The sequence below is a fragment of the Mucilaginibacter pocheonensis genome (assembly GCF_031456535.1).
Classification (GTDB): domain Bacteria; phylum Bacteroidota; class Bacteroidia; order Sphingobacteriales; family Sphingobacteriaceae; genus Mucilaginibacter; species Mucilaginibacter pocheonensis.
The window spans coordinates 132,358-157,304 of the sequence record NZ_JAVDUU010000006.1 but is presented as its reverse complement, the minus strand read 5'-3'; the positions used below and the strand labels follow the sequence as shown (position 1 = coordinate 157,304).

18 protein-coding genes are annotated in these 24,947 nt (G+C 42.7%); all 18 read right to left on the bottom strand.

Annotated features, from left to right (window positions below; all coding sequences use genetic code 11):
• Positions 1 to 71: 71 nt before the first annotated feature.
• The 18 genes from J2W55_RS25700 to J2W55_RS25615 all read right to left on the bottom strand — a co-directional run bounded on the left by J2W55_RS25700 (position 72) and on the right by J2W55_RS25615 (position 24,865).
• Complete coding sequence (locus tag J2W55_RS25700) at positions 72 to 1,892, bottom strand: glycoside hydrolase family 2 protein (protein ID WP_310103460.1); 1,821 nt, start codon at positions 1,890 to 1,892, stop codon at positions 72 to 74.
• A gap of 214 nt (positions 1,893 to 2,106) precedes the next feature.
• A complete protein-coding gene (locus J2W55_RS25695) occupies positions 2,107 to 2,994 on the bottom strand; it encodes an NmrA family NAD(P)-binding protein (protein ID WP_310103457.1) in 888 nt (295 codons plus the stop codon).
• Between the two features lie 26 nt (positions 2,995 to 3,020).
• Positions 3,021 to 4,085, bottom strand: coding sequence for an alkene reductase (locus J2W55_RS25690; protein ID WP_310103454.1), 1,065 nt, complete (start codon positions 4,083 to 4,085; stop codon positions 3,021 to 3,023).
• A 96-nt stretch (positions 4,086 to 4,181) separates the two neighbouring features.
• Positions 4,182 to 5,168, bottom strand: coding sequence for a helix-turn-helix transcriptional regulator (locus tag J2W55_RS25685; RefSeq protein WP_310103451.1), 987 nt, complete (start codon positions 5,166 to 5,168; stop codon positions 4,182 to 4,184).
• Positions 5,169 to 5,256: 88 nt separating this feature from the next.
• Positions 5,257 to 5,724 (bottom strand): hypothetical protein, encoded by a 468-nt coding sequence (locus tag J2W55_RS25680; RefSeq protein ID WP_310103450.1) that lies wholly within the window; start codon positions 5,722 to 5,724, stop codon positions 5,257 to 5,259.
• A gap of 4 nt (positions 5,725 to 5,728) precedes the next feature.
• The gene (locus J2W55_RS25675) at positions 5,729 to 6,145 is read right to left on the bottom strand and encodes a DUF4267 domain-containing protein (RefSeq protein ID WP_310103447.1); all 417 of its coding nucleotides are present in this window, start codon (positions 6,143 to 6,145) and stop codon (positions 5,729 to 5,731) included.
• 62 nt (positions 6,146 to 6,207) lie between these two features.
• Positions 6,208 to 6,786, bottom strand: coding sequence for a Crp/Fnr family transcriptional regulator (locus tag J2W55_RS25670; RefSeq protein ID WP_310103444.1), 579 nt, complete (start codon positions 6,784 to 6,786; stop codon positions 6,208 to 6,210).
• 86 nt (positions 6,787 to 6,872) lie between these two features.
• A complete protein-coding gene (locus J2W55_RS25665; RefSeq protein WP_310103441.1) occupies positions 6,873 to 6,995 on the bottom strand; it encodes a hypothetical protein in 123 nt (40 codons plus the stop codon).
• Positions 6,996 to 7,083: 88 nt separating this feature from the next.
• Positions 7,084 to 7,587, bottom strand: a complete 504-nt coding sequence (locus J2W55_RS25660) for a transposase (RefSeq protein WP_310103438.1) — start codon at positions 7,585 to 7,587, stop codon at positions 7,084 to 7,086.
• Positions 7,588 to 7,598: 11 nt separating this feature from the next.
• Entirely contained in the window at positions 7,599 to 8,069 is a 471-nt protein-coding gene (locus J2W55_RS25655; protein ID WP_310103435.1) for a MarR family winged helix-turn-helix transcriptional regulator, read from the bottom strand.
• 347 nt (positions 8,070 to 8,416) lie between these two features.
• Positions 8,417 to 10,549: a GH92 family glycosyl hydrolase gene (locus tag J2W55_RS25650; protein WP_310103430.1), complete on the bottom strand. Its 2,133-nt coding sequence runs from the start codon at positions 10,547 to 10,549 to the stop codon at positions 8,417 to 8,419.
• Between the two features lie 147 nt (positions 10,550 to 10,696).
• Entirely contained in the window at positions 10,697 to 12,391 is a 1,695-nt protein-coding gene (locus J2W55_RS25645) for a RagB/SusD family nutrient uptake outer membrane protein (RefSeq protein WP_310103427.1), read from the bottom strand.
• 18 nt (positions 12,392 to 12,409) lie between these two features.
• Positions 12,410 to 15,640 (bottom strand): SusC/RagA family TonB-linked outer membrane protein, encoded by a 3,231-nt coding sequence (locus J2W55_RS25640; RefSeq protein WP_310103424.1) that lies wholly within the window; start codon positions 15,638 to 15,640, stop codon positions 12,410 to 12,412.
• A gap of 246 nt (positions 15,641 to 15,886) precedes the next feature.
• Positions 15,887 to 16,966: a FecR family protein gene (locus tag J2W55_RS25635; protein WP_310103421.1), complete on the bottom strand. Its 1,080-nt coding sequence runs from the start codon at positions 16,964 to 16,966 to the stop codon at positions 15,887 to 15,889.
• 82 nt (positions 16,967 to 17,048) lie between these two features.
• A complete protein-coding gene (locus tag J2W55_RS25630; RefSeq protein WP_310103418.1) occupies positions 17,049 to 17,618 on the bottom strand; it encodes an RNA polymerase sigma factor in 570 nt (189 codons plus the stop codon).
• A gap of 407 nt (positions 17,619 to 18,025) precedes the next feature.
• Positions 18,026 to 19,744, bottom strand: coding sequence for a glycoside hydrolase family 26 protein (locus J2W55_RS25625; RefSeq protein ID WP_310103415.1), 1,719 nt, complete (start codon positions 19,742 to 19,744; stop codon positions 18,026 to 18,028).
• Positions 19,737 to 23,489, bottom strand: a complete 3,753-nt coding sequence (locus J2W55_RS25620) for a glycosyltransferase family 2 protein (protein WP_310103412.1) — start codon at positions 23,487 to 23,489, stop codon at positions 19,737 to 19,739. Before J2W55_RS25620 ends, J2W55_RS25625 begins: the two co-directional genes overlap by 8 nt.
• A complete protein-coding gene (locus J2W55_RS25615; RefSeq protein WP_310103410.1) occupies positions 23,486 to 24,865 on the bottom strand; it encodes a glycoside hydrolase 5 family protein in 1,380 nt (459 codons plus the stop codon). The genes J2W55_RS25620 and J2W55_RS25615 overlap by 4 nt, the downstream gene beginning before the upstream one ends.
• Positions 24,866 to 24,947: the final 82 nt, after the last annotated feature.

Here is a 24,947-nt window from a genome sequence, read left to right as displayed (position 1 = left end):
AAATATTAGCAGGCAGGTATATTCTGCCTTGGGAAATAAACACAGGGATTACTAACTCAAAACAGCATTAATTAATTCATGTCATATCCCGATTGGATAACCGCCTGGTTAACTTCTTTGATCCGCCTGGTTTCCATTTTTTCAACCTGGCGGTCATAGGTCAGTACGCCGTTTACTTCATGCTCTACGTCCGTAGTTTGGGTGTAGATGGCAACGCTTAATCCTTTGTATTTCATTAATTGTTCAACACGATCTAACAGGAATACATATTTATCGGTTAGTGCGGAGCGGGTTGGTTCGTAGTCATAAGCGTTATTTTCAACCGGCCACATATGGCCGCGCACAAATAAACCAACGCCACCAAACTCACCTAATGATGCGGCACGTTTACCATCAGGCACCGATGCACCATACGGACCAACGTAGATATGGGTGTCCACATAATCGCCATTACCCGGGTCGCCGTAGGGTTTTTGATAGTCGGGATTGTTGTTGAAACCAGAGTTTCCATTCACCAGTCGCGATGGATCATACTGCTTTAACCAGGCTGTGATATTTTTTACATCAAAGGCGCCCCAGTTTTCATTAAAAGGCACCCAGGTAATGATAGATGGTGAATTGTAGTGATCGTCAATGATTGCCTTTAGCTCTTTACGGAAAACGCGGCGGTTAACAGTCGTATCTTCATTTTGGTACCAGATAGCCGGCATGTCCTGCCAAACCAGTAAGCCAAGTTTATCAGCCCAGTAATAAAACCTTTGTGGCTCGGTCTTCATGTGTTTTCTGATCAGGTTGTAGCCGGCGTTCTTGGTATATTCAATATCAAATTTCAACGCTTCCTCTGTTGGGGCAGTCAATACGCCATCAGGCCAGTAACCCTGGTCGAGCAAACCCAGTTGCATCATAAATTTGCCGTTGATGAATGGACGAACAACACCATTCAGTTTTGCTAGCTTAATATTGCGCATACCAAAATAGCTCATTACTTCGTCAGCAACGCTGCCATCGTTGTTATGCAGCGTAATTTTCAGATCATATAAAAAAGGATTCTCCGGCGACCATAGCTCCGGCTTTTCTATCGGCAAGTAGAAATAAGTGCCTGTAGCCGCTTTAGCCTGTGATACTTCTTTTTTACCGTTTAGCGCAACAGCTGTAACACTACCCGGGCTGCTGGTATTTACCAATACTTTTAAACGCTTGCCACCCACATCGGGCAATAGCTTAATGTTTTTGATGTGGGTATGTGCAACCGGCTCCAGCCAAACGGTTTGCCATATGCCAGAGCTAAAAGTATAATCACCCCGCGGACCATTTTTGCCCGATGGAGCTTTGCCATCATTCGGGTCATGCGCCGCAACCACGATGGTATTTTTTCCCTTGCTCAGATATGGAGTAATATTAAAGCTGAATGCGTCATACCCTCCCGAATGACTACCCGCTTTTTTACCATTGATAAAAACCGTAGCATCATGATCTACCGCACCAAAATTCAGCAAAACATCTTTACCTTTCCATGTTGCCGGAATCTCAAATGTTCTGCGGTACCACAGGTTGATCTCCTGCTTTTTCTGCACCCCGGAGAGGAAAGATTCCGGGCAATAGGGTACCAATATTTTCTGACTCGCCCCTTCAAACGAGGCTTCGCGCTGTGGATTCAATGCATCCGGAGCTGATTTGCCACCTGTGTAATCCCATTTCCCATTCAGGCAAAGCCAATCGGCACGCTGCATTTGCGGGCGGGGATATTCGTTTAGGGGCACTTCCGCCTTTTGGGCCTGCTCCGTCCATCGTGTGGGCAGCTTGGCAACCTGGGCGTAACTATGGACACCAGGCAAAAAAATCAAGATCAGGAGATAAGCGATCGTCAGGAATTTTTCTTTAAAAAAAGGCATTTGTTGATAAATTAGAGCCTTAAATATAGTTGTTTATGTGCAAATACCCAGTTCTTTCAAACATCGGCTCATACGCAGGCAAATCGTACCGGGTGAAATCGATGGCCATTTTCCGACAAAAACCAACCTGGTATTGGCATTTCCAATCTTTGCAAATCTCAACCAATCAGCTATCGAGACCGCACTTAAATATGCGATCCCGATAGTACTATTCTTAAGCTTGCTCGTACCTGTTTTTAAATTCTTCTGCAAATTGTTCCAGCCTGATTTTTCCGGTCACCTTGCCGCCGGTTGTAAAAAAATCACGTGTCACAATACCTGCCCTTACGCCCTGGCCCAACTCAGTGATCAAGCCGGCTAATTCGGGCGGCATGCCCGCGCCCTGCATACCTTGTTTCAGTTGTTCGTCTGGTATTTCCGACCAGGTAAGGTCAGGTTTGCCTATCGCCTTGCCAAATAGCGAGGCTATTTGGTTGCCGGTAGCAACGTCGCTAACGATGTACTTAACCTCAAAACCATTGCCTTTAACCTGCAAATTGTCGGCGATGGCTGATGAAAGATCATCAGGATGAGTCAGTGCCAGCTTGTCGCCGCCACTGTAATTATTGCCAAAAATGTTCCTGTCCCTGATCAGCGGAATATCCCGGAAAAAGTTCACATAGAAAAATCCCGAGCGCAGCACTGTAATGTTTACGCCTTCCAGCTGTTTAAATATTTGTTCAACCCGGTGTACGCCCTGTACCGGACCGGTTCCTTTATCGGCATCGGCACCAACGCTGCTCAGCATTACAACACGAGACACACCCGCGTTTTTAATGGCATCCGCGTATGCCTTGCCGGCATCGGCTATATTCTGGATCATATTGGTGGCGCCCATGGCCGGCGGTACCATGGTATAAACCGCATCTGCTCCCAGAAAAGCATTTGTCAGGAATGCCGCATCACTAACGGAGCCAATGGCAGCCGTGGCGCCTAATGCCTCGATCTCGCCCTTGCGGTCATCCCTGGTAGAGATAACGGTTACCTGATGACCTGCTGCAATCAATTTTTTAACTAATGGTTTGGCTACATTACCTAATGAGCCTGTTGTGGTAATTTTCATGTCTGTATGTTTTTATCGGTAAATAATTAATCTAATTCGGGGTAATCGGTGTAACCCTGTGCACCAGGCGTGTAAAGCGTATTGTAGTCGGGCTCATTTAAAGGCACGTTTTTTTCAATCCTCCTCATGAAATCGGGGTTCGCGAGAAAACTACGGCCAAAAGCCACCAGATCAGCCGAACCATCAAGTAGTTTAGCTTCGGCTGTTTCTGCGGTTAAGCCATTGCAATAAATGATGGTGTTAGCGAAGGCATCACGTATACGCTGATGTGTATCTTCGGGGATGCCGGGATTGTTGGATATATGCAGATAAGCGATATTCAGGCGGCTCATTTCGCCGGCTAAATAAACATAAGTTTGATGCACCTCTTCCCCATCATAAACCGGCATATCGTTAGAGGTTAAATAAGGCGAAATGCGCAGGCCAACCTTATCAGCGCCGATAACGGCCGCGATCTGTTGTATTATTTCCAATAATAGGCGGCTACGATTTTCTATCGATCCGCCATAGTTATCTGTTCGATTGTTTACATGCGGGTTTAACGATTGTTCCAACAGGTAGCCATGTGCGCCGTGCAATTCCACACCGTCAAAACCTGCGGCGATAGCGTTTTTTGCAGCCTTAACGTGGTCACGTATAATGCGTGCGATGCCATCCGCATCCAGCGCTGCGGGCGCTGAGTATTCGTACATGCCAGTATCGGTATAAATTTCACCAGCGGCTTTCACATCCGACAAGCCAACTACCTGATAACCATCCGGCAAATTGCTGCTATGGGCAATACGACCGGTATGCATCAGTTGCAGGAAAATCTTGGAACCGCCCTGATGCACCGCATTGGTCGCCAATTTCCATCCTTCTACCTGGGCATCCGAAAAAATACCCGGAATACGCGGATAGCCCAGGCCGTCAGGGTTTGGCGAGGTACCTTCAGTAACGATCAGCCCAGCTCCTGAGCGCTGTTTGTAATAAGTGGCCATCAGGTCATTGGGCACGTTATTGATCGCCCTGCTTCTCGTCATGGGCGCCAATACAACGCGGTTCTTTAACTGAAAGACGCCTTTTTTATAATACTCAAATAACTTTTTCATTTTGCATTGTATTTGTTTTACAATGCAAATGTGATGGTTATCTAAAGCTGATAATAGCGCAAAAAGACGCAAAATAAGTCCTATCCGGCAGAATTATTAAGCTCGTGCTGAAAATCGTTTCGGCGTGAGGCCGTAATACTTCTCAAACAGCCGGCTAAAGTGGCTAAGGTTGGAAAAACCCAGTTCATAACCGGTTTCGGCCACAGAGTGTTTACCTTGTTTTAACAGAAAAGCCGCCTCTTCCATGCGGTTGCGCTGATAATAATTATAAATGGTATCTCCGAATATCTGTTTGAAAAGTTGTTTGAGTTTGGTCTCACTCATGGCGGCAATTGCCGACAGTTCGCTAAGCACCGGCGGCACGCTCAGGTCGCGTAACATCTCATTCCGGATATGCAACAGCCGTTCCACATCCGCACTATTAACGCTGTAATGGGCATTCGTGCTTTCCCGCAACACCAATTGCTGAAACAGTAAATAAATCAGTTCCTGTACCTTGATCTGCATATAAAAATGGCTCAGCTCATCCTCCATATTGACTGCTGTAATATGTTTCAGCAAGTTCTTTGTTTCTACCGACATATTTTCAAAGAAAAGGAACGAGCTTTTGCTGGTAGTAATCGTTTGTAGTGTTGAATTTGGCGTTTTAACCGCTAATATTATTTTTAAATAGGCCGGTTTTATTGCAACAACCATGTAATGAACGTTGTGACCCGCTGGAAAACGAATGGCCGAACTAAGATCATTCGAGGTTACCTGTATGGCCGCATCTTCCCGCTCAGAGAAACGCACTTGAGGGTTATCATTAAAAGCAATCTCGAGCGCTTCTTCATTGCTGTAAAAAAAGATGGTGATCAGTTCATTCCCCAGTCCGGATGAATTGCGTTTAATCACCAGATCTTCCTTTAGCGTATAATGGTGAAGCGTAATTTTGAAGTCAGGTCCGAAAATCAGTTTACGGATATAACCTTCGCCTAAGTCCCCTGGTATATGTAAGATGTTATTTTCCGCTGATACGCCTATATGACGGGCAAAATGCGTTAGAAAGTCAAAATCAGGCGTGGCGGAAAAACTGAAAATCATTGAATTACATTAAGCGTAATAAACCTACAAAATTTCATCTACGGTGAACACATTTTGCCACCCCAAATTAAAAAATTATAATCGACGATCAGCAATAATTGATCACAACAAGACTGGTGATTGCCAGGAGCAATAATAACGCCCGCAAACCGATCACCTTATCCCATCGTAGCTGCAATTCCCTGATATTGTTCACCAGCCGGCCGAATTTTATAGCATCGACCATGATATTGTTAACCGGCTTGGCCACAGTTAGGTATACGATAAGATGCACCAGCAGGGCCAGTAAAGCTAAGCCGGCCAGTTGACCCTGGGTGTTGTGTAAACCGGCAATAATCAATTGTAATAACGAGGCAAGGATTGCTGTAGCCCCGAAAAAGGGCATCCGGGCGTCCGCAACTTCATGAAAATGCCCCATGAGGTCAGCTATGGATCCGTCCTTACTTTTAGCTGCAGCTTTTTTACCTACCACTGCGAAGAACACATCTGTTCCAAAAACAACGGCCGTAGCAACTATCGCCACGCCGTTTAATATATGCATTAATAAGGTGCTCATTATATTAGCTTTTAGGGGTTGCATTGAATAAAAAGAAGGTGGTAATGATCATATATGCCGCTGTAATACCGTGGATTAGTAAATGTGTTACGTCTTCCGGGCCATTAACGGCCAGTACGGTTAGACAATCGGACACAGGGATAATGATGGCTGTCCCGAACGCGAACGCTGTAGCGCGGGGATTGCTCGAGATGAGGAAGATGAGTACCACGATCCCAGAAAAGATGTCCCTGATGCCTTTGACCTGGCCATAGGCCATAGCCTGTTTGGTATGTGCCAGCGGAATGCCGAAACCTTCGGCGCCGGCTTCCGGATACAGCATAAACCGTACACCCAGAAAAATGATGCCTATAGCTACCAGGGCGGTGAGCCAGTAAGAGGCCGAACGAGGGCCCCAGAATTTGATTGGTTGAGTTTTCATTTGCCTTATTGATTTGTTTAAGCAAATGTCGCCCCGCCAAATTCTTTACGCATTCACCCAGGTTAATTAATGCTACCGGTCGCTCTTTTTCTTATCCGGGATAAGGATTGTGGCTTAATGCCTACGTAAGAGGCGATATAGTATTGCGGTACGCGCTGACTGATATCAGAAAATGTTTGGAGGAAACGCTGATAACGCATTTCCGGCGAATCTTTGTAAAAAGAGGACAATTGCTGCAGCACATTGACAAATATCTGTTCTATACCAAGCCGGCCCAGGCGTTCACCTGTCCTGACTTCTTGATAAATCCGTTGCAAACCGTCATGACTGATAACATAAAGTGTGGTGTCCTCTAATGCTTGAATGTTCTTATTGCTTGGCTCCTGGGGAAGAAAGCTTTCGTAGTCGCATACAAAATCTCCCTCTCTGCCGAAATAATAGGTACCCTCGTTGCCATCCTCATTAATATAATATCTCACCAAGCCCGTCCCAATCAAGGCCACCGAACGGCACACCTGCCCTTCACGTAAGAAATGTTCGCCTTTCCCTAGCTTTTTCTGCGAAAAAAGCTGATTGATGAGGTGAGCCTCATCATCCGAAATAGTAATTATTTCTTTGAGCCTATCAATTAGTAATTGCATAGCTGATATTGTTTAATAATTGTTATACTTAGTCATAGCTATTTTCTGAAACGAAATTAACATACGCTCTGATTTTTAAAAAGCAATTAATTGGCTGTTGTAGCCAATTCTTCGTTTGCTGCCGCCAGCTCTTCATTGACGACCAAATATTCTTCGTTGGTAGCAGGCAGTTCCTCGTTCAGAGCCGCTTCAGAATTTTTTAAATCCATATAGCGGTCCGGGTTACCTTACCTCCAGGATGATGAAAGCCGCTCTGAGCTCTGCCTTGCTTTACCAATACCTTGTTATCAAATCGTTTTAATGTTGAAGGTTAAACAACTTGATGCACAAAGGAATAAGCCCAATCGAAACAGCCATAAAAATTGCCACTCGCACATGGTTGAGAGTTTGCCAAAGTGATGTTCTGCTGATCAAGTCCTTTGCTAATGATGGTGTTTCGGCCACTTTTTGAAAGTCTATAATATTCGGTGCAAAATATGAGAGTGTCCAAACCCTAACTGCAAAATGGATAGTGAACAAGAGCAATAGCCAATTTCTTACGGGATCAATTTTCCAACAAAAAAAGATAGCAAGTATGAACGTGATTTCGTGTATTGAGTGGATGATGATCCAAAAGTTTTTCAGGCTTGTTCCTCGTCCGTCCAACAAAAGTTTGAAGTTGTCGGGCGGTGAAGCCGTCCATTTAGGAACAAACACAAGAGTTTCAAAAATTTGCGCACCATTCATTAAAAAATAAACAAGTGTCGAAATACAAAGCCATAGTTCGGCTCTTGTTAAGTATGATGTTGTTATATTTTCCATGCTGGTCATTATTATTTGCTGTTTAAATTAACAGTGGTTTCATTCATGATAGCGGTTGCTTCTGTAAAATATCGTTCAATGATTTGAATTTCTTTTTCGGAAAAAGAAGCGATAAGTTCAGCTGTTTTTTTTTGTAGTTCGCTGAAAATCGGTTGCAAAAGTTTCATGCTGTTTTCCGCATTTGGAACTATAATTACCTTTCGCCGGTCGTTCTTAGTGAACTGTCTTTTTAGTAGTTTCTTTTTCTCCAAACGGTCTAATAACCCTGTAACAGCACCCGTTGTTAACCCTGTTAGTTTAGAAATGTCACCTGCGGTTAGCTCTTTGTGTTGTAGTATAAGTCCTAAATACTTGTGGTCTGCGCTTGATAAGCCTGCTTTTCGTGCAATGGCTTCGTGCATAAAAATAGAAGCGTCAGAATATTGTCGACTTGCGGCTCTGAATTTGTCAATTGTACTGCCCGTTTGTTTTTCGCCCATCATCTAATTATCTTATTAACAAAGATAGTTAGTTCATAAACAATAATCCTAATATTTTGAATAAAATTTAAAAATTGGTGGGAAATGTTTGTATGATGTTTTAACAGGGCCTCCCTGTCTGCTGATCTTCATATCAAACAAGCTAAGAGCCTGAAATAATTTGATTTTCAGGCTCTTACTTTTTTTATCGTAAGTTTTTTTATTGATTACTCCTCAGGAAAAAGCGAGTAGTTCGGGCAGTTAAATAGCACAATTCAACTCATCGAATTTCTTTTAAATCTCTGACAACAACATCCAGCCTGTTGTTAATGATGAGTCAAAAACACAGGTAATTTATTCAATAAAGTTGATTATTGAGTGGTAATTATTAATGTTTGCCCCTTTTTTAACACTTTATCATCAATAAAATAACCATTAATTTTTTGGCCCGCGTAACTGATGTTACTTATTTTTTTACCGGAATTCTTTTTAAGGATTGTAAACCCGGAATTAGTCCCGTCCAATTTAAAATCTATCCTGTTAAAAATCGGCACGGAAACAATGTACTTCGGATCGGCCGGAGAGAACGGATAAAATCCCATCGCGTTAAATACATACCATGATGACATTTCGCCGGCATCATCCATCCCCGCGTAGGCTAGCTTATCTTTACCCATGTCGTAAAAATGGTTCATAATGCTATCCAATATGACCTGTGATTTCTCCTGTTTATTAACAAAATAATACATGAACGGGGTACTATGGTCAGGCTGGTTCCCCTGGCAATATTGCCCAATAAAACCCGAGAAATTTTCGGCTTCATATCCCTTCCACGGCACAGTAAAAAGAGAATCTAATTTTTGCTCAAAAGCAGCTTTGCCTGGATAAAGGGCAACTAAACCTTTTGGATCATGAGGTGCAAAAAAGGTAGACTGCCATGCATTTGCCTCCCTGTACATGTATTCAAAATAAGGATAGTCAGGTTTGAAATTTTTCACCCAATCGCCATTGGCAAGGCGTCCTCTCATAAACCCGGTAGCCGGGTCGAACACGTTTTTATAGTTACTGGTCTTGCTCATCAACATCCTGTAATTAGCAGTATCTTTTAGCTCTTTGGCTAATAAAGCCACCGCATAATCGTCATAGGAGTATTCCAACGTTTTGGTAACTGCAGCCTTAGTCACTGTAGTGGTTACAGGATGCTCCACTTCAAGTTCGGCTATGTAACCCCTGGTGTTAAATTCTGTAATGTAGGGCCGGGTTCCGCCTTCAACGGTGGCATTTCTTAATAATAAATTGTAGGCACTTTTTACATCATAATCTCTTAGCCCTCTTAAGTATGACCCTGCAATAAATGCCGACGCATGGTCGCCATGGAAAAAGGTAGGCATAAAACCTCTTTTCTCACCCTTATCTATTAATGATTTGATCACATCATTGGTTACTTTAGGCGAAAGCAAGCCTAATAGTATCAACTTGTTACGGTAGTCGTCCCATAAGGATGGCTCTGTATAATAATTGAACCCTTTATTTACAACCTGACCGCTTATATCTGTAAAATCGCCATTTATATCGCTTCGCAAAGCAGGCCACAGAAATGAGCGGTATAAGCAGGAATAAAACAGCCCTTTTTGCCGTTCTGTGCCACCAGTTACCTTGATTTTTGAAAGCAGATTGTTCCAGGTGTCCTCAGCCTCTTTCCTCACCTGCTCAAAACTTTTACCAAGCATTTCTTTCTCCAGGTTTTCCTTCGCATTTTTTATGCTTACAAATGAAAATCCTATCCTTATTTCCAGCGGTTTACCTGCATCATTAAAGTTTACAACAGGAACTACCTTCGCATTACTTTTTACCGAGTCGATGTTTTTTATTTTGTGATTGGCTACCGCGTAGAAATACATTTTCTCCCCGGCTTGTTGAAAACCTGTAAAAACATCTTCGCCCTCCTGCGAAATGTTCCAACTCCTCACCCTTTCATTTGACATTGAAAGATCGGCAATAAGTTTTTTGCTCTGCCCTGTTTTAAATGTATACTTATGAAAGGCGCACCTCAACGTGGAAGTCAGCTCGGCGTTAACGCCATACCGGTTCAGATAAACCTGGTAATAACCAGGATGAGCCGACTCCCTGGTATGGCTAAAGGTAGATTTATAATCGTCAGCCGATATAGTGCCTGTTGCAGGCAGTAGTGGGATATAACATAAATTCCAATGCCCTTTGCTTGTATGACTAAAGCCATAAATAACGGTATCTTCATATTGATAGCCCGAACCGCTGTGGAATTGTGTAACAGGAGTTAACTGAACCATGGCATTTGGCACAGATGACCCCGGAAATACTTCTGCTCCCCATACTCTTTTTGTGGGTACAAATCCCGCGTCTTTAGCATTCCATAAGGTGGCTGTGCCCAACAAAGGGTTAACATAATTAGCCGGCGTTTTTTGAGCCTGTGAATACCTCATTGAAAACAAAAGAAAAACGACTAATACTATACTTTTTTTCATATTACGATGTTGCTGAAAGGTTTTACTCTAAATCAAAATAAGACAAGATATCCTTTTTGAGATACCTTATCTTATTTTTTGAAATACCTATTTACCGCCATATTGCGACCGTAAATATGCTTTATTTTATAACAATTCCCTTACGTTTTACCAGCCTGGATTTTGCGTAAGGTTTGGATCGGTTTGTAAGCTTTCTGTTGGTATTGGCCACAAATAATGTTTAGCCGGGTTAAATGTTCTAACCACCAATTTTATAAAAGCCGTATTACCGGCGGCAAACTTGGCGCCGCGCACTTCATTACCCGGCTGATGATTCAGCACTGTTTCTGCAATTTTCCATCTTTTAATGTCATCATATCGCAGGGATTCAAAAGCCAGTTCGCATCTTCTTTCATTTCTAACCTGGTCAATCATCTTCATGGTAGTATTACCCGGATAATTTAAGGCCGTGTTTTTTGTAAAGCCTGCTCTTACGCGTAATGGTTTTATTGTTTTATCCCAAACGGCTGCATCCATTTGTCCCAGCATCGTTTTTGCTTCGGCCTCCATCAGTAAAACCTCGGCCCAGCGCTGTATAATTAAGTTTTCGCCAGAGCTAAAAGTGCCCTTTGGGGCTGTGGGGTCATAATACTTTCTCCAATAATATCCGGAGGTTGTAGCGGTAGGACCAGCTTCATTCTTTTTGTTGGTAGGATCAGGCGCGGTGCCCGGTTTAATGTAAATTACCTGCGAATTGCCTAAGTTATTTACCCATACATATTTATCATAAACAACGGTATAACCCAAACGTGGGTCGCGGTTTGCATAGGGCGCGTTATTTTCATCATAGCCTGAGCCCGGCTCAAATATATTTTTACCGTCAAGTGTGAGGAAACTTTCTACCAGGTCTTGTGTAGGGACTAAGTTACTTACACTTGAGGCAGTAGCACCGGGGCCGGTATAAAAAGGCCCAAAATCGCCCCAATCGCCCCAGGTACGGTCTGGCTGCTGATATCCCAGATCAGCAATAACTTCAGAATTATACTTATTGGTAGCAGAGAAGATATCAGGAAAAGAAGCCTGTAATGCATAGGTGCCGTTCTCGGCCTGGTTATTCATCAAATCCTCGCAAACTGCAGCACATTCTGCCCATTGGTTATTGTACAATAACACCCGTGCCTTCATAGCTTTTGCGGCGCCTTTAGTTACACGTCCGCGGTCGGCGGCAGCCAGATCCTCTTTTTTTGGCAAAGCAGCCGCGGCTGCATCCAGTTCGCTCAGAATAAACTTCACCACATCGGCTTTAGGTGTTTTGGCAATAACCTTGGCCTCCTCCGGAGTTAAAACTTTGGTGATCAGCGGAACGTCGCCAAAAAAGTTTGTTAATCTGAAAAGCGCATGCGCACGCAGGTATCGGGCTTCGCCTTTCATTCTGCCTATAAGCGTAGCACCCAGGGTTGTATTCTTATCTATGTTCTCCAAAAAGAGGTTACATGACCTGATATTGGTATAATAACTGCCCCATTCATATTTTACTCTGTTTATGCCGGGATTAAAATTAGCATCGCTGCCGCTTGATATCTGGGTTGGTGTACCAACGTTAACATCCAGGGGGCAAAACGCGTTATCAGAAAGGGCTTCGTTATAAAAATAAGCCTGTGCGGCGCTGCTGGAGCCCGGCTGCCCACCGCTAATTTGCTGGCTGTAACACGTAGCCAGCGCATTAAATGCATTGGCATTTACCTGCCAAAAGTTGTCATCTGTATACCTGTCCTTTGGAGTGAGATCGATCTTTTTACAACCAACTGCAACAACCGCAAAGAATATGATGAATTTTATTTTACTAAAATGTCTTAAACACATAATAATTAAGTTTAATTGTTAAAAAGTCATGTCTAAACCCATACCATAGAAAACGGGCACCGGATATCCGCGCGGGCTGTTTGCACCCACTGTGTTATCCAGGTTATTACCGAACTCCGTTCCTTCCGGATCAGTAAACTTCAATGGCGATATGGTGAGTATATTCTGAGCTGTAAAATATACCCTTGCTTTTTTTACACTTATTTTAGATAGTAAACCTACAGGCAAAGAATACCCTATCTGCACATTTTTAAGCCTTCCATAGGCGGCATTAAATAAATACATGTCAGACCCGGTACGGTAATCATTATTGTTGGCTACCGTTCCGTTTTCGGCTAAACGGGGATATTTGGCATTGGTGTTTTGTGGTGTCCAGAAATCACTGTTGCTATCATATATGGTGCCGCCGTAGTTGCTAAAGTGATATGGCTCAATTAATTCTCCCCGTATCAGCGCGCTTCTCTTTAGTACACCTTGTATAAATATGGTGAGATCAAAGCCTTTATAAGCAGCATTGTAATTAAACCCAAAAGTATATCTTGGGAAAGGATCACCTAAAACAAATTTATCCTGCGCGTCAATTTTGCCATCGTGGTTTTTGTCGACAAACTTCCAATCGCCCGGACCGAGCCCTGTGGTATAATTCGCGAATCGGGGATAGCTGTCAACCTCAGCCTGTGACTGATATAAGCCGGCGGTTTTATAGCCCTGATAAACGGTTATAGGATAACCAACCCTGCGAACAAACTCAAACTCCTCTCTTTGGAAAACATTTTCGGTTTGCCCATAACTGAATGCCAGCAATTTGCTCTTGGCATCAGAAATACTGAACGAAAAATTTTGTGCAAATGTGCCGCGGGTTGCATACGTTATTTTCACTTCCCATCCCCTGTCTTGCACTTTAGATACGTTGTACGAAGGGAAACCAGATCCGAAGAGCGTTGGAACGTCCTGTCGGGGCGCCAGGATATCCCTTGTTATTTTATTAAAATAATCCGCACCTAACGTTAGCTGGCCGTTAAAGAACGTTGCATCGGCACCAATATCAAGCGTTGCCGCCTTTTCCCAGGTAAGGCCCGCGTTGGCCAGGTTACGTGTAGCGCCTGCGGTTGCAGTATTGTTAAAGGCGTACACATTGGCATTAGTGTTAAAAGAAGATATAAACTGATAAGCATTAACATTCTGGCTTCCTAACACCCCGTAGTTTGCCCTCACCCGCAAATCGCCTACTTTTTCTTTATAGTTGCTCATGAACTCCTCTTCGCTTAAACGCCAGGAGCCGCCTATTGATGGGAAAAATCCCCAGCGCTTGTTTTTAGGGAAATTTGATGACGCATCGCCCCTGAAAGTACCATCTAAAAAGTACTTATTGGCAAAGGCGTACGATACACGGCCAAAATAGGAATTAAGACTCGTTTCAATGGTGTTGCTCAGGGAGTTGTATGAACCGTTGTTAGTATTGCCGGGGTCTATTATGGTGCCCGTAGTTGGAATACCTAAAAGCGAATCAGTTAATGATTTGCGTATACCGTTACCTTCTGACGTGTACGATTCATTAGCTAAACCCACCAAAACATTTAAATAATGTTTGCCAAAGTTTTTGGTGTATTCGGCAATTAAGTTGGTATTGGTAGCAAGTGATTTGGTGTTATAGTTAGCGGTTTGCCGGCTTTGGTTTGATTGTCCCGTAGGATAATAGTCTAATTCAACCTGCCTTTGTAATTGCGTATTTGCTTTTACCGTACCACCAAATACAGCCCTTATTTTAAATGCAGGTGTAATGGAATAAGCCACATTAAAGCTTCCGTTTATTTCATCGTTGTTGGTAAACTGAAAACCGCCGTTACGTAAAAGATCTAACGGATTAGATGGCACAAACCCGGTGATATAACGGCCCTGAGCATCCTGAAAACTGTCAGTTAACGGTGCACGAAGCACATCGCCAACAACATCGTTAAAGGGTTCGTTATACTGGATCTTTGCATAGGTTAAATTCCAACCGGTACTAAAGTTGCCAAGTATGGCCGTCTGGTTTAAACGAAAGTTAAACCGTCTTAATCCGTATGTACCATTAATGAGGCTCCTTTCTAAATAATTACGCTGATCAAAATAGCCAAAGGACATCAAATAAGTATTTGTTGGCGACCCACCGCTTATGGTTAAATTTTGATTGGTTTGGGGCGCGTTGTGCATGATGGTTTCCAATCGCCAGTCGCCGTCGCCTTTAGCTTTAATGTCTGCCAGCTGCTGATCAGTATATTGTGGGGGTTTGCCCGAATTTGCCATCGACATGTTTTTATCAAGCGCATTTTCATAGGCACCTACCGGGTGAAAGGTAAAATGTGGAACCTGTGTGCCATATATGCCATTGTAAGCTATACTGGGCTTAGTGCCAAGCTTTCCTTTCTTTGTAGTAACCAAAATTACCCCGTTAGCTGATCGCGAACCATATATGGCCGCTGATCCGGCATCCTTTAAAACGGAAATATTATCAATGTCACTGGGGTTCAGCGTGTTAATATCGCCACCGATAATTCCGTCAATAACAATGAGCGGGTCATTATTACCTGTAGTTCCGGTACCCCTGATGTTGATGTTATAAGATCCTCCGGCCGAAGGGCTCCAGCCCCTTTGCTGGATAATAAGATTGGGGGATTCTCCCTGCAAGGCCTGGATAGCTCCCGTAACCGGGCGGCCATCTACCGCCTGTGAGCCTGACACCCTATCAACAGCACCTGTTAAGGAAACTTTTCTCGCCGTTCCATAACCAATAACTACAACCTCATTCAAGTTTTTGTTGGAGGGCTGCATGGTGACATTTAATGTTGTCTTTCCGTCAACAGGAACTTCCAAAGGCTCATATCCTATACTCGTAAATACAAGTATTGAGTTACTTTCCGCATTAATGGAAAATTTTCCGTTGGCATCACTGATTGTAACTTCCTTTGTTCCCTTTACTGTAATACTAACCCCGGGCAATACGCCCTGCGGATCTGAAACCACGCCTTTAACGGTTATTTTGGCTGCTGCAACTATGGGTGCAACGGCAATAAGACCGTTATCATATACCTTAAGTTTCAGATTTAAGTTAGTTATTGCTTTTTCCAGTACATCAATTACGGGTATGCTATCTGCTTTTAATGTAACAAGCTTATCGGGCATATCCTGTTCGCTGAATAAAATACGGATGCTTCCTTTTTTTTCTAATACAGAAAATACCTCCCTTAACGGCATATTCTTTAAATCCACGTTGATTTTAACGTTTTGAGAGTAACTTTTTGCCGATACTTTAATGCAAAGAGCAAAAGTTAAGATAATGGTCCATTTCAACATTAAGGAAAATTTATTGGAGCATAGGACAGCGAGTAGAACTTTTTTTAATAGTTCCGTTTTTTTCATAATTTTGTTTTTTACGGTTAAAAATTGGATTTTGCAGTTATACTGCACATGAAGATGAAAGGCAGGGATGTTGACGCATTCCTGTCTTTTCTTTTTTTAGTAAATGTTTACGTCATTGCCTTCTTTTTTAAAGTTAAATTGTTTAATTACCTGCATCGCTTTTAAAGCTTCTTCAATTTTTTCGTCAGTAAATACCCCGGTAAACCGATATTTTAACGCATTGTTGTTATTTATGCTGATGTGAACCCCAAACCATCTTTCAAGCTTGGGAGCCAACTCTTTAAAAGATTCGTTTTGAATAATGAGCCGGTTTTCTTTCCAGGATGTTTCCGTGGTATACTGTATATCACCAACCTTTAAGGGAATAATGTTATCCAGCTTGAGGGTTATGTTACGTACCGAATCCGGACCGGTAGCTTCCTTACTTAATTCTTTGTGCTCAATCAGATCAAATTTTTCCGAAGGCTTAAGTTTTATTTTCGAATGGTCAATATTTTTGACAGACAGTTCAATAGAACCCCTGATAAGCGTTGTTGTTGATTTTTCCTCATTCGGATATGCTTGCACGTCAAACGCTGTACCCAATACTTTTATAGATATTTTGTCGGTATTTACAATAAACGGATGGTTTTTATCATGTTTTACATCAAAAAAAGCCTCGCCAACCAACTTAACCGATCTTGTGTCTTTACTCAACATATCCCCTTCATAGGATAGCCGGCTTTCAGAATTCAGCCAAACCTTAGTGCCATCGGGCAGTTGAAATTGCTTGCGCATCCTTTTTCCCGCCACAATTGTAGTGTAGGTTCCATCAGGGTTTATCTTAATTTTTTTTTGCAGTAAAAAACCCGCAATAAACAAAACCGGTATAATAAGCAGCAGGTATTTAAGCTTGTTGCTTTTTGAAGCCCGCTCCGTTACAAAAACATTTTCTTCAATTGGGTGAAAGGTCAATTCTTCCTTAAACCTTAACAGATGTTCATCGTATTGCTTATCAATTTCAGCCTGACTAAGCGTAGTTTTATCGGGCGACCGCCATAATTCGTTTAAAAATTCTTCGTAATAGATTATATCACGGTTAGCTTGAAGAAGTTCCTCCAATTCCTTTAATTCATCGGCCGTTGCTTCGCCAGCAACTTTACGGGTAAGTAATAGAGTAATTCGTTCTTCGCTCATAATGGTTATGACATAATTGGGCAACCGGACAAGGACAATTAATTTTGCCTCATTCCTTAGTCTGTTTGAAAATAAATTTTAATTATTTAGACAGGTTGAATTCGAGCTTTAGCTCGGCGGTAATTTTTCTGACAGCGGTAGCCAGATGCGCATCTACTGTCTTAACCGAAATATTTAAGATCTCGCCCACTTCTTTATAGGTAAAGCCTTCTTCACGTACAAGCTTAAAAACAAGCTTGCACTTATTTGGCAAGCCTTCCGTAGCCACTTTTATTTTTCCTTTGAGCTCCTCATACATCAAAATTTGCTCGGGCGAGCGCTCAAAAAATGATAATTCCACGTTAATATCGTCAAGGTTGACAAACTTGTAACGCGCGCGTTGCTTTAAAATATTCAATGATAAATTTTTAGCGATCACAAACGCGTATACTTTTAAATTTTGCACATCGCTCAGTTGGTCTTTTTTTCGCCAGATGGTCATCATTACATCACTGGCAACTTCATTGGCTAAATCCTCGGATTTTAACAGGGAATACGCAAAGCCTTTTAAACAAGGGAAAAGCACATTAAATAATCGCCTGTAAGCTTGTTCACTTTGGAACACAGTAATATTACGCAGCAAATCATTTAAATTGTAATCCTGATAGGCCATGGATTTTTGGTTATGGAATTGGCATTGCAATCTATAAAATATAAATGTAATCAAAAATTATTTGTATCATTTCTGTTGCAAAGCTATCACTGCCGGCTTCGCTCCTCTTTTTGATTTTCTTATCTCAAAACTCAGGAGGTAAGTTTATAACTTATTGAATATAAAAAACTTAATTAGTTAAGGCTCAGTTTTTGAGTACCATTCGCCGTTCAATATGTGTAAAAATTGTGCTTATATTTCCCACAATATATGGCACCAGCAGCCATCCTCACCACCCCATGTTTTTATGTTGAGGATGGCAATATATCTACATCCCGTTGGGCAGGATTAATGAAGCATACTCTTTAGGAGATGTAAAAGATCAGTTTGATATTTATGGGGAAATTGTTTCTACCCGCTTTTTGATCTTACTTGTTCACTTCCTTGCAGAAAAAAGCCATATTCTGCCGGGAAATACTCCAGTCGGGCGCTTTAATATGCCCCCAGGCTTTAGGGTTGTCATAAAGATTAAAGTAACATATCCCAAATACCGCGGGGTTAAGATTAAGCGTAGCCGCAGCGCCTTTCAACCAGTTACGCTGATAGTTTTCAGGCCCCTTCACACCAAACTCGGTAATAAAAAGCGGGCGGTCAAAAAAACGCATGCGATAAAATTTACGGTTAAAAATTGTACTGAAAGGTTCTTGTTTATTGGGGTCGGTAATATTTTTATCCGGCAATCCATAAATGGCAATGCTGATGAAATCAACCACATCGCTGCCCGGCCACCAGTCTGCAGAACCGCGGTCACCCGCTGGTCCCCATACCCTTTTTATATTTTTGGCGTGCGTTTTATTATCAAACAGCATAAAATACCGGTACGCGTTAATATAAGTTAGCGGATTTTGTGACTGCCAGGCATAACGGTGTATAGGGATCTCCATTTCATGCGCAAAGCGCAGATAAACGGTTTGCCCGCAATTACTGATAACACTATATAACTTCTTTATTAAAGCATCGTAGCGGCCATTTATGGTACTTTGCAAAACATTTACATCCGCAACCTTGCTGGTATCGCGCCAGGGCTCCATCGTTACCACCGCAGCATGACGACGCGCTATGATAGCATTAAACTTTGTAATAAACTCCCCGCGCTCTATTTCGCCCCAGTCTGTAAATATATGCTCAACCGTCACATTCGGATCATGGAGCAAACGGCTGTTCGGATCAAAAACGCCCACGCTCAGCTTATCGCGCCTGGGTTTATTTACTGTATCCTTAACATAGTTTTGAGCAGAATAAGCCGTATTTATATATTGCTGCCGCAGCGCATATTGTTGTTTAAGCCAATTGCTGTCAAATGTAGTGGCACGGCTCGCTTCAGCGCCAATAATCATCACCGGCTTTTTTATAAAACGCATACGGTGAAGCTTTAACGCCAGCATTTGCGGTAATTTGGATATATACGGATAGGCGTCACTGCTCATTTCGGAGAAACTGCCAAGCGTAATACTTACCATATCTACTGTTTGCAGCCCGGGCCAAAATTCCGTATCACCCGGAAATCCCGAAGGCCCCCAAACTATTTTTACTAATGGCGCAATTTTTTTTAATCTTGATGCAACATAGTTAAAAGCGGCTATATATTGACCGGGCGACCGGAACTGCCAGGGGTATTGGCTAACAGGCACTTCCATATCAGGATTCCAGCGAACATAAACGATGTATTTGCTTTTTGCGATCAGGCTTCCAAGGGCGGCAATGTTATGGTCAAACTTGCCATTAACCGTTGCTTCAAGCGGGTTACCAGTATCCCCCCCGCCTGCATAGTTTTTCAACCAGGTTTCTATGGTGATCAATACACCCCCATTATTCATTGCTGCAGCCAGCCGTTTCTCATTAAACCTTACAGAAGTGTTTTTCCAGTATAAGGTATAATGACTGATATTGGCGGGAGCAGATGATACGCTTGGATGTTCAGTATCAAAAAAAGCGAGCACAGGTTCGTTAGTGCGCTCACTAAAGCCATCAAAAAAAACATTGCGCAGGTACCCCGGCCCAATGGTGGCGCCAACAGCCAGCAAAACGACTACCGCTCCCCACCATATATATTTAAACTTGCTTTTTGGTGCTTTTCGACTAATCATTTAGCGGTATATTTAAAATAGACGATGCCGTTGTGATATCATTCCCTTTAGATGCCACCAAATACAACCTGTATTGGAAAGGGTTTTCGGGGACTTTGTAATTAATATAAGCGCCTTTTTGCAATAACTTTATCTCTACCGGATTTCCCCAGCCATCCGTTCTTATCTGATACCATTCAAACTGCAATCCCGTTTGCAAACTTTGGGCTAAATGCCAGTTATTGTCACGGTTAACCAGGGCGTAATAAGGAAGTACCTCACGGGGCACAGTTGTCATGGCGGGCCTTAGTATTTTAATATCCGGCAACTGGTGATTGTCACTGTAACCCTTCCAATGATTAAGCAATTGATAATACTCAGGCTTATTGCGTCCCCATATGTCTTTTAATCCATTAAAGCTTACTCCCGATGCTGTTTGTTGATCCTGCCAGTTTTCAATAAATATGCCTCCTTTTGCGGTTTTGGATTTAAAATATTGCTTGGGGTTGGCACTGCTGAAATAATGAGGCACCGTAAGTTGATCTGTTTGTATGCTGTCGGCCGGAATTTTATCGCTATGAACCAAACCAAAAGCGTCAATTTCAGGTATTTCGTTATGCAGTCTTCCAACGGTTTCCTTCATCGACGGTGATACCAAAACATCGGCAGTGATCATACGGCTGGGGTCGGCCAGCCTGATATCATGTACCAATTGCTTAAGCCAGTTGATATAAATTTGCTGGCGGTAAAAAAGCTCTGGTTTAAAGTAGTAATCTGACAGTTGCTGAAGCGAATAGTTGCCAATATCCCAACTGATGATGTCCGGATTGTTTTTGTACCGCTTAACCGTTCGTTTAATTTCAGTCGCCAATTGCGTCAGATATGCCTCATTATTTATAAAAGTTTTAGGATTGGGTACCCAAAAGCTATAATGTACCTTTAATCCGTATTGTGCCGCTACGTTGAATGTGGTCCTGTCGTACACGCCCGGACCATAAATTCGCAGCGTATTGGCGCCGCTACTTTTTATAGCGGCAAAGTCGGTTGCAATGCTCTTTTTTGTAAGCGCATCAGTATTACCATACCAGTTTTGGCTTTTGAGGTAAACCACCCCCCGTAAAGTGTCAAGGCTTTGTTGATAGTTTTGCCTGTTACCGGTAACAATGGTTTTTATATCAGCGGCGGCCGGGCCAGTCAACATTGCCCTGTAATTGGTTTGTTTGGCAGCACCGGGCAGGCTATCAGACTGCCAGTTAATAACCTGGGTAGATCCATCCGGCACATTTTTGTCAAAAGCTGTGTTAAACAGTACCATGCCCTTTATTTCGGGGAAACGTTTTTTAGCGTTAAAAGCCTCTGTTAGCCATTCCGCTTGTCCGCCTGCCTGTTTTACAGAACCCATTTCGGCAATCATTACCGGCAGCCCTGAACGCATTACCGGCAACTTATGAAAGGGAGCATATAACTGCCCGAATGAGTATGATTTTTTATCCGTACCATAACCGGCATAATTAAGACCGGTTATGCCAATCCAGTCCACATAGTTTTTCCCGGGGAAGTACCGGGCCGCTCCTTTGGGTTTCCACGGATTCCACACCCATACCACGTTGTATGCATGATCATCAATAAACATATCGTGCACATATTTCCAGGCCGCTTTAAAATCCGCGGCGTTATTATCACCCCGTGCCGACCAGGGGTAAAAAGGATTATCGGCTTCGTGGGCAAAACGCAGAAAAACCGGCTTATCAAGCGCCCGTAACTGTTTGGCTATAGTATGTATATAACCGTCATAAGTACCTGCTGTAATGTTCGCAAAAACGTGTTTGTCTGGAGCGCCTTTTGTTACAGGGCCATTAGCAAACAGGTTTTGCCAGGGTTCCCAGGTAATCATTGGTATGGAGTTATTTGCATAGGTGTGATGCATTTCGGCATTTGGCACAAAGCATTGGGAGCTATCTCCCCAGGGTATATAATAGGACACGATGTCAAAGTGTGCTTTATGCTTACTTTGATAAGCGTTAACATTTTGTACCGAACTATGGCCATCATCGGGCCCGGCCGGATCAAAAATACCTAACAGGAAAATATCTTTACGTTCAACAACCGCGGTTTTGCCAATACCCGCCGAGGGCCAGTTAAGAATATAAAGCGTAAAACAAACCGATAGCATGATAAGCATTAAACTAATGCTGCGTACGCCGGTATATAATTTGCGTCTGAGCAGCCAAAAACGCCGCTTAAAAGCGCCTATGTTATTTGAAACCGCCGACAGGCTTTTATGCTGTTGTTGGTATGACCTTACTTTAAACTGCGCACTGGCTACCAGCATAAAAACCATAAACAGGCAATTAATACTGCATATAGCGGCCATGATAAAAGTATATGGGTTCCAGTCAGTAAGCAACCCGTAAACTATCGCAATAACCGAGATTGTAAGGACAATGATATTAGGCAGATTGATCTTAAAATTCCGCTCTTCTGAAACATCCTTTGGAGTTGGGATGTATGGGACTTTTTTACGGATAATGGTGTAAATAAAACCAATAATAAATACCCACCAGGTACCAATAAGCAAAAGGCCGCCAATAACATGAAAGCCTCGTTCGGTATCTTCCATTACCCAGCGTTGAACGTAGTGCCTTATCAATATAACAGATGTAATAAAAGGCAAGCTGATAACGGCGAATGCCGAAAAATCCATGTGCAAGGGATAAACATCAGCAAAAAGCGATACGATGGGAATTACAAAATTGATGAGGTAAATAAACCCCGACAGGTAAAACAGCGGTATAAGGCCATAATGCAGCTTTTGCCGCCATGTAAATTTTGTAAAAAACTTTACGTACGATGTTACCAGTAACTCAAATACCCCCCTTGACCATTTTAACTGCTGCTGGTAATAAGCCGACAATGTAGCGGGAACCAGTCCACGGGCCTGCACTGCCGGTACATAAACAGATTTCCATCCCTGGGCATGAAGGTGCATGGCGGTATTCATATCCTCGGCCAAACCGGCTGCATGGCCGCCTATTGACATTAGGGCCTCGCGCCTGAAAGTACAGTTGGCGCCAATAGCCTGGGCTGTACCATAAGCGTTCATGGTCATCATCATTGGGCCGTAATACTGATAGGTTTGCTGAGCCGCGCCTTTGGCTATCAAACTCTGGTCCTGGTTAAAATAGGCCTGCACAATTTGAACGTACCCTATTTCGGGATTATTAAAATGGCCGACAATAGGGTCCAGAAAATTTGGGAACGGTACATGGTCAGGGTCCAGCACAACGCAAAGTTCGCCTGTGGATTGCTTTAACGCGTTATTGATATTTCCGGCCTTGGCATTAATTTTTTTATCGCGGGTTACATGATGTACACCCAGTTGCTCACATATGCCTTTTAAATAAGGGTCGTTGGCCTCATCACATAAATAGGTTTGATGCGGATAGGTAATTGCCTGGATAGCTTCCAGTGTTTCAACTATCATTTCATAAGGCTCACCAGCGCAAAAGGTGGTAAAAATATCAACCGTATAATTTTTTTGGGGCGTGGGGGTAGGATCTATACTTATTGACCAGTAATGGTACCATTCATATAAAATTTTACCAGCTGTAAAAACAAATGTTATTATCAGCAAATAATAAAGCGGGCGGTAGCCTATCACTTCATTACCAAATAAACGGTACATAAAGAACGCCATACAGCAAACGCCAATAACGATCATTAAACGAAGATGAAACAACTGTTTTTTGGTTGGCTGTGCAATCATTTATTATCAGTTATTTTATCTTCAACAACATAAAACGGGGTGTTACATGAGGCAAAATATCCGTTTTTATCATATATATTCACAAATATGCGGTAAGGCCCTTCCTTTAAAGGGGTTTTAAAAGTGGCAGTCTCCTGGTTTTCCGAAACGCACAGACTATCAAGTGTTTTCCGCGCCTTTTGATTATAAAAATGCTGAGTCCTGAACCAATCCTCCGGCTGAATGAACCATTCAAAACGCAAGTTTTTGTTAAGCGAAGGATCTGCCATCCAAACCTTTGACCTTAAAGTTACTTTTGGCCTATAAATGGGGTTGTCTCTGGCGCCCCGGTCATCTACCAGCATATATTTAATTTCGGGTGCTTTATGGGCGGGCCATTTACCCGTCCAAAGGTATTGCATTACGTTTACCGACGCCGATTTGTTGCCGTATTTATCAAATAAACTGAACCATGTGGGTGTTGTTTCTTGTTTTTGCCCCCAGTAAAATGCAAGCGAACCCAAAAAATGAGGATTTTTAAGTGGCATATAGCGTTGGTAAAGGTTCAGGTATTGTTCGGCTTTTTTATTACTCGTGTTTTCTATATATGCCCCCCAGGCAGTGTGCTCCTGTCCGGGCCAGGGGCCGTCAATGGCCCATTCAGTTATCATAAACGGCCCGTTCCAGGCGTGCTTAATACTTTTAAGATCAGCATCGAGGCTGCGCAATGCGCCAAAAATATTAAATGATATGAGATCAATATTGGTCCTTAGCTTGATACTTATCAAATTTCTATTGCTAACATTAATCATGGTTGTAGTTACCGGATGATCAGGATCGTCATGATGTATCATATCTACCAGCTGGTTAAAAGCTTTATAAAAATTCAGGTATTGCGGCTTTACCGGGAACGCCAACTCATTGCCCACGCACCAGAATAATATTGCCTTGCTTTTTTTATATCTGGCAACCAACTCGCGGTATTTTATAAATTGTGCCTTAACCTCTGCATCATTGTTATAAAAAGCGTCCATATCATCATTATAGGGCATGGGCAAGCCTACAACTACCGCGATATTATTGGCTTCGGCGTCTGCAAGTAAATGTTGCAGCCCTACGGTATCCCAGGCGCGGATGGTATTACCGCCTGCCTGGCTTAATTCTTTTAAATGCGAAGTGCCTGCAGCTCCCCGTATAAAAAATGGCTTCCCAAAACGATATAGCGTATAGGCACCATTATCATAGCGGATAGAAACAGCGCGATTGGAAGATTTAGAAAACTTTTTAGAGTAAGGATCAGCGAAGAAAAAGACCGCAGCCGCACTTATCAACAAAACAATAATAACAATCAGAATATATTTTAATCGCACCAGGTCAAGATTTGATAATAAGGTCATGAATATAGTACAATACCGCCGGAAGTGCAAAGAATGATGCCGACAAATCCAATAATAAAATGAAGTAATATCTGTTTAGCGA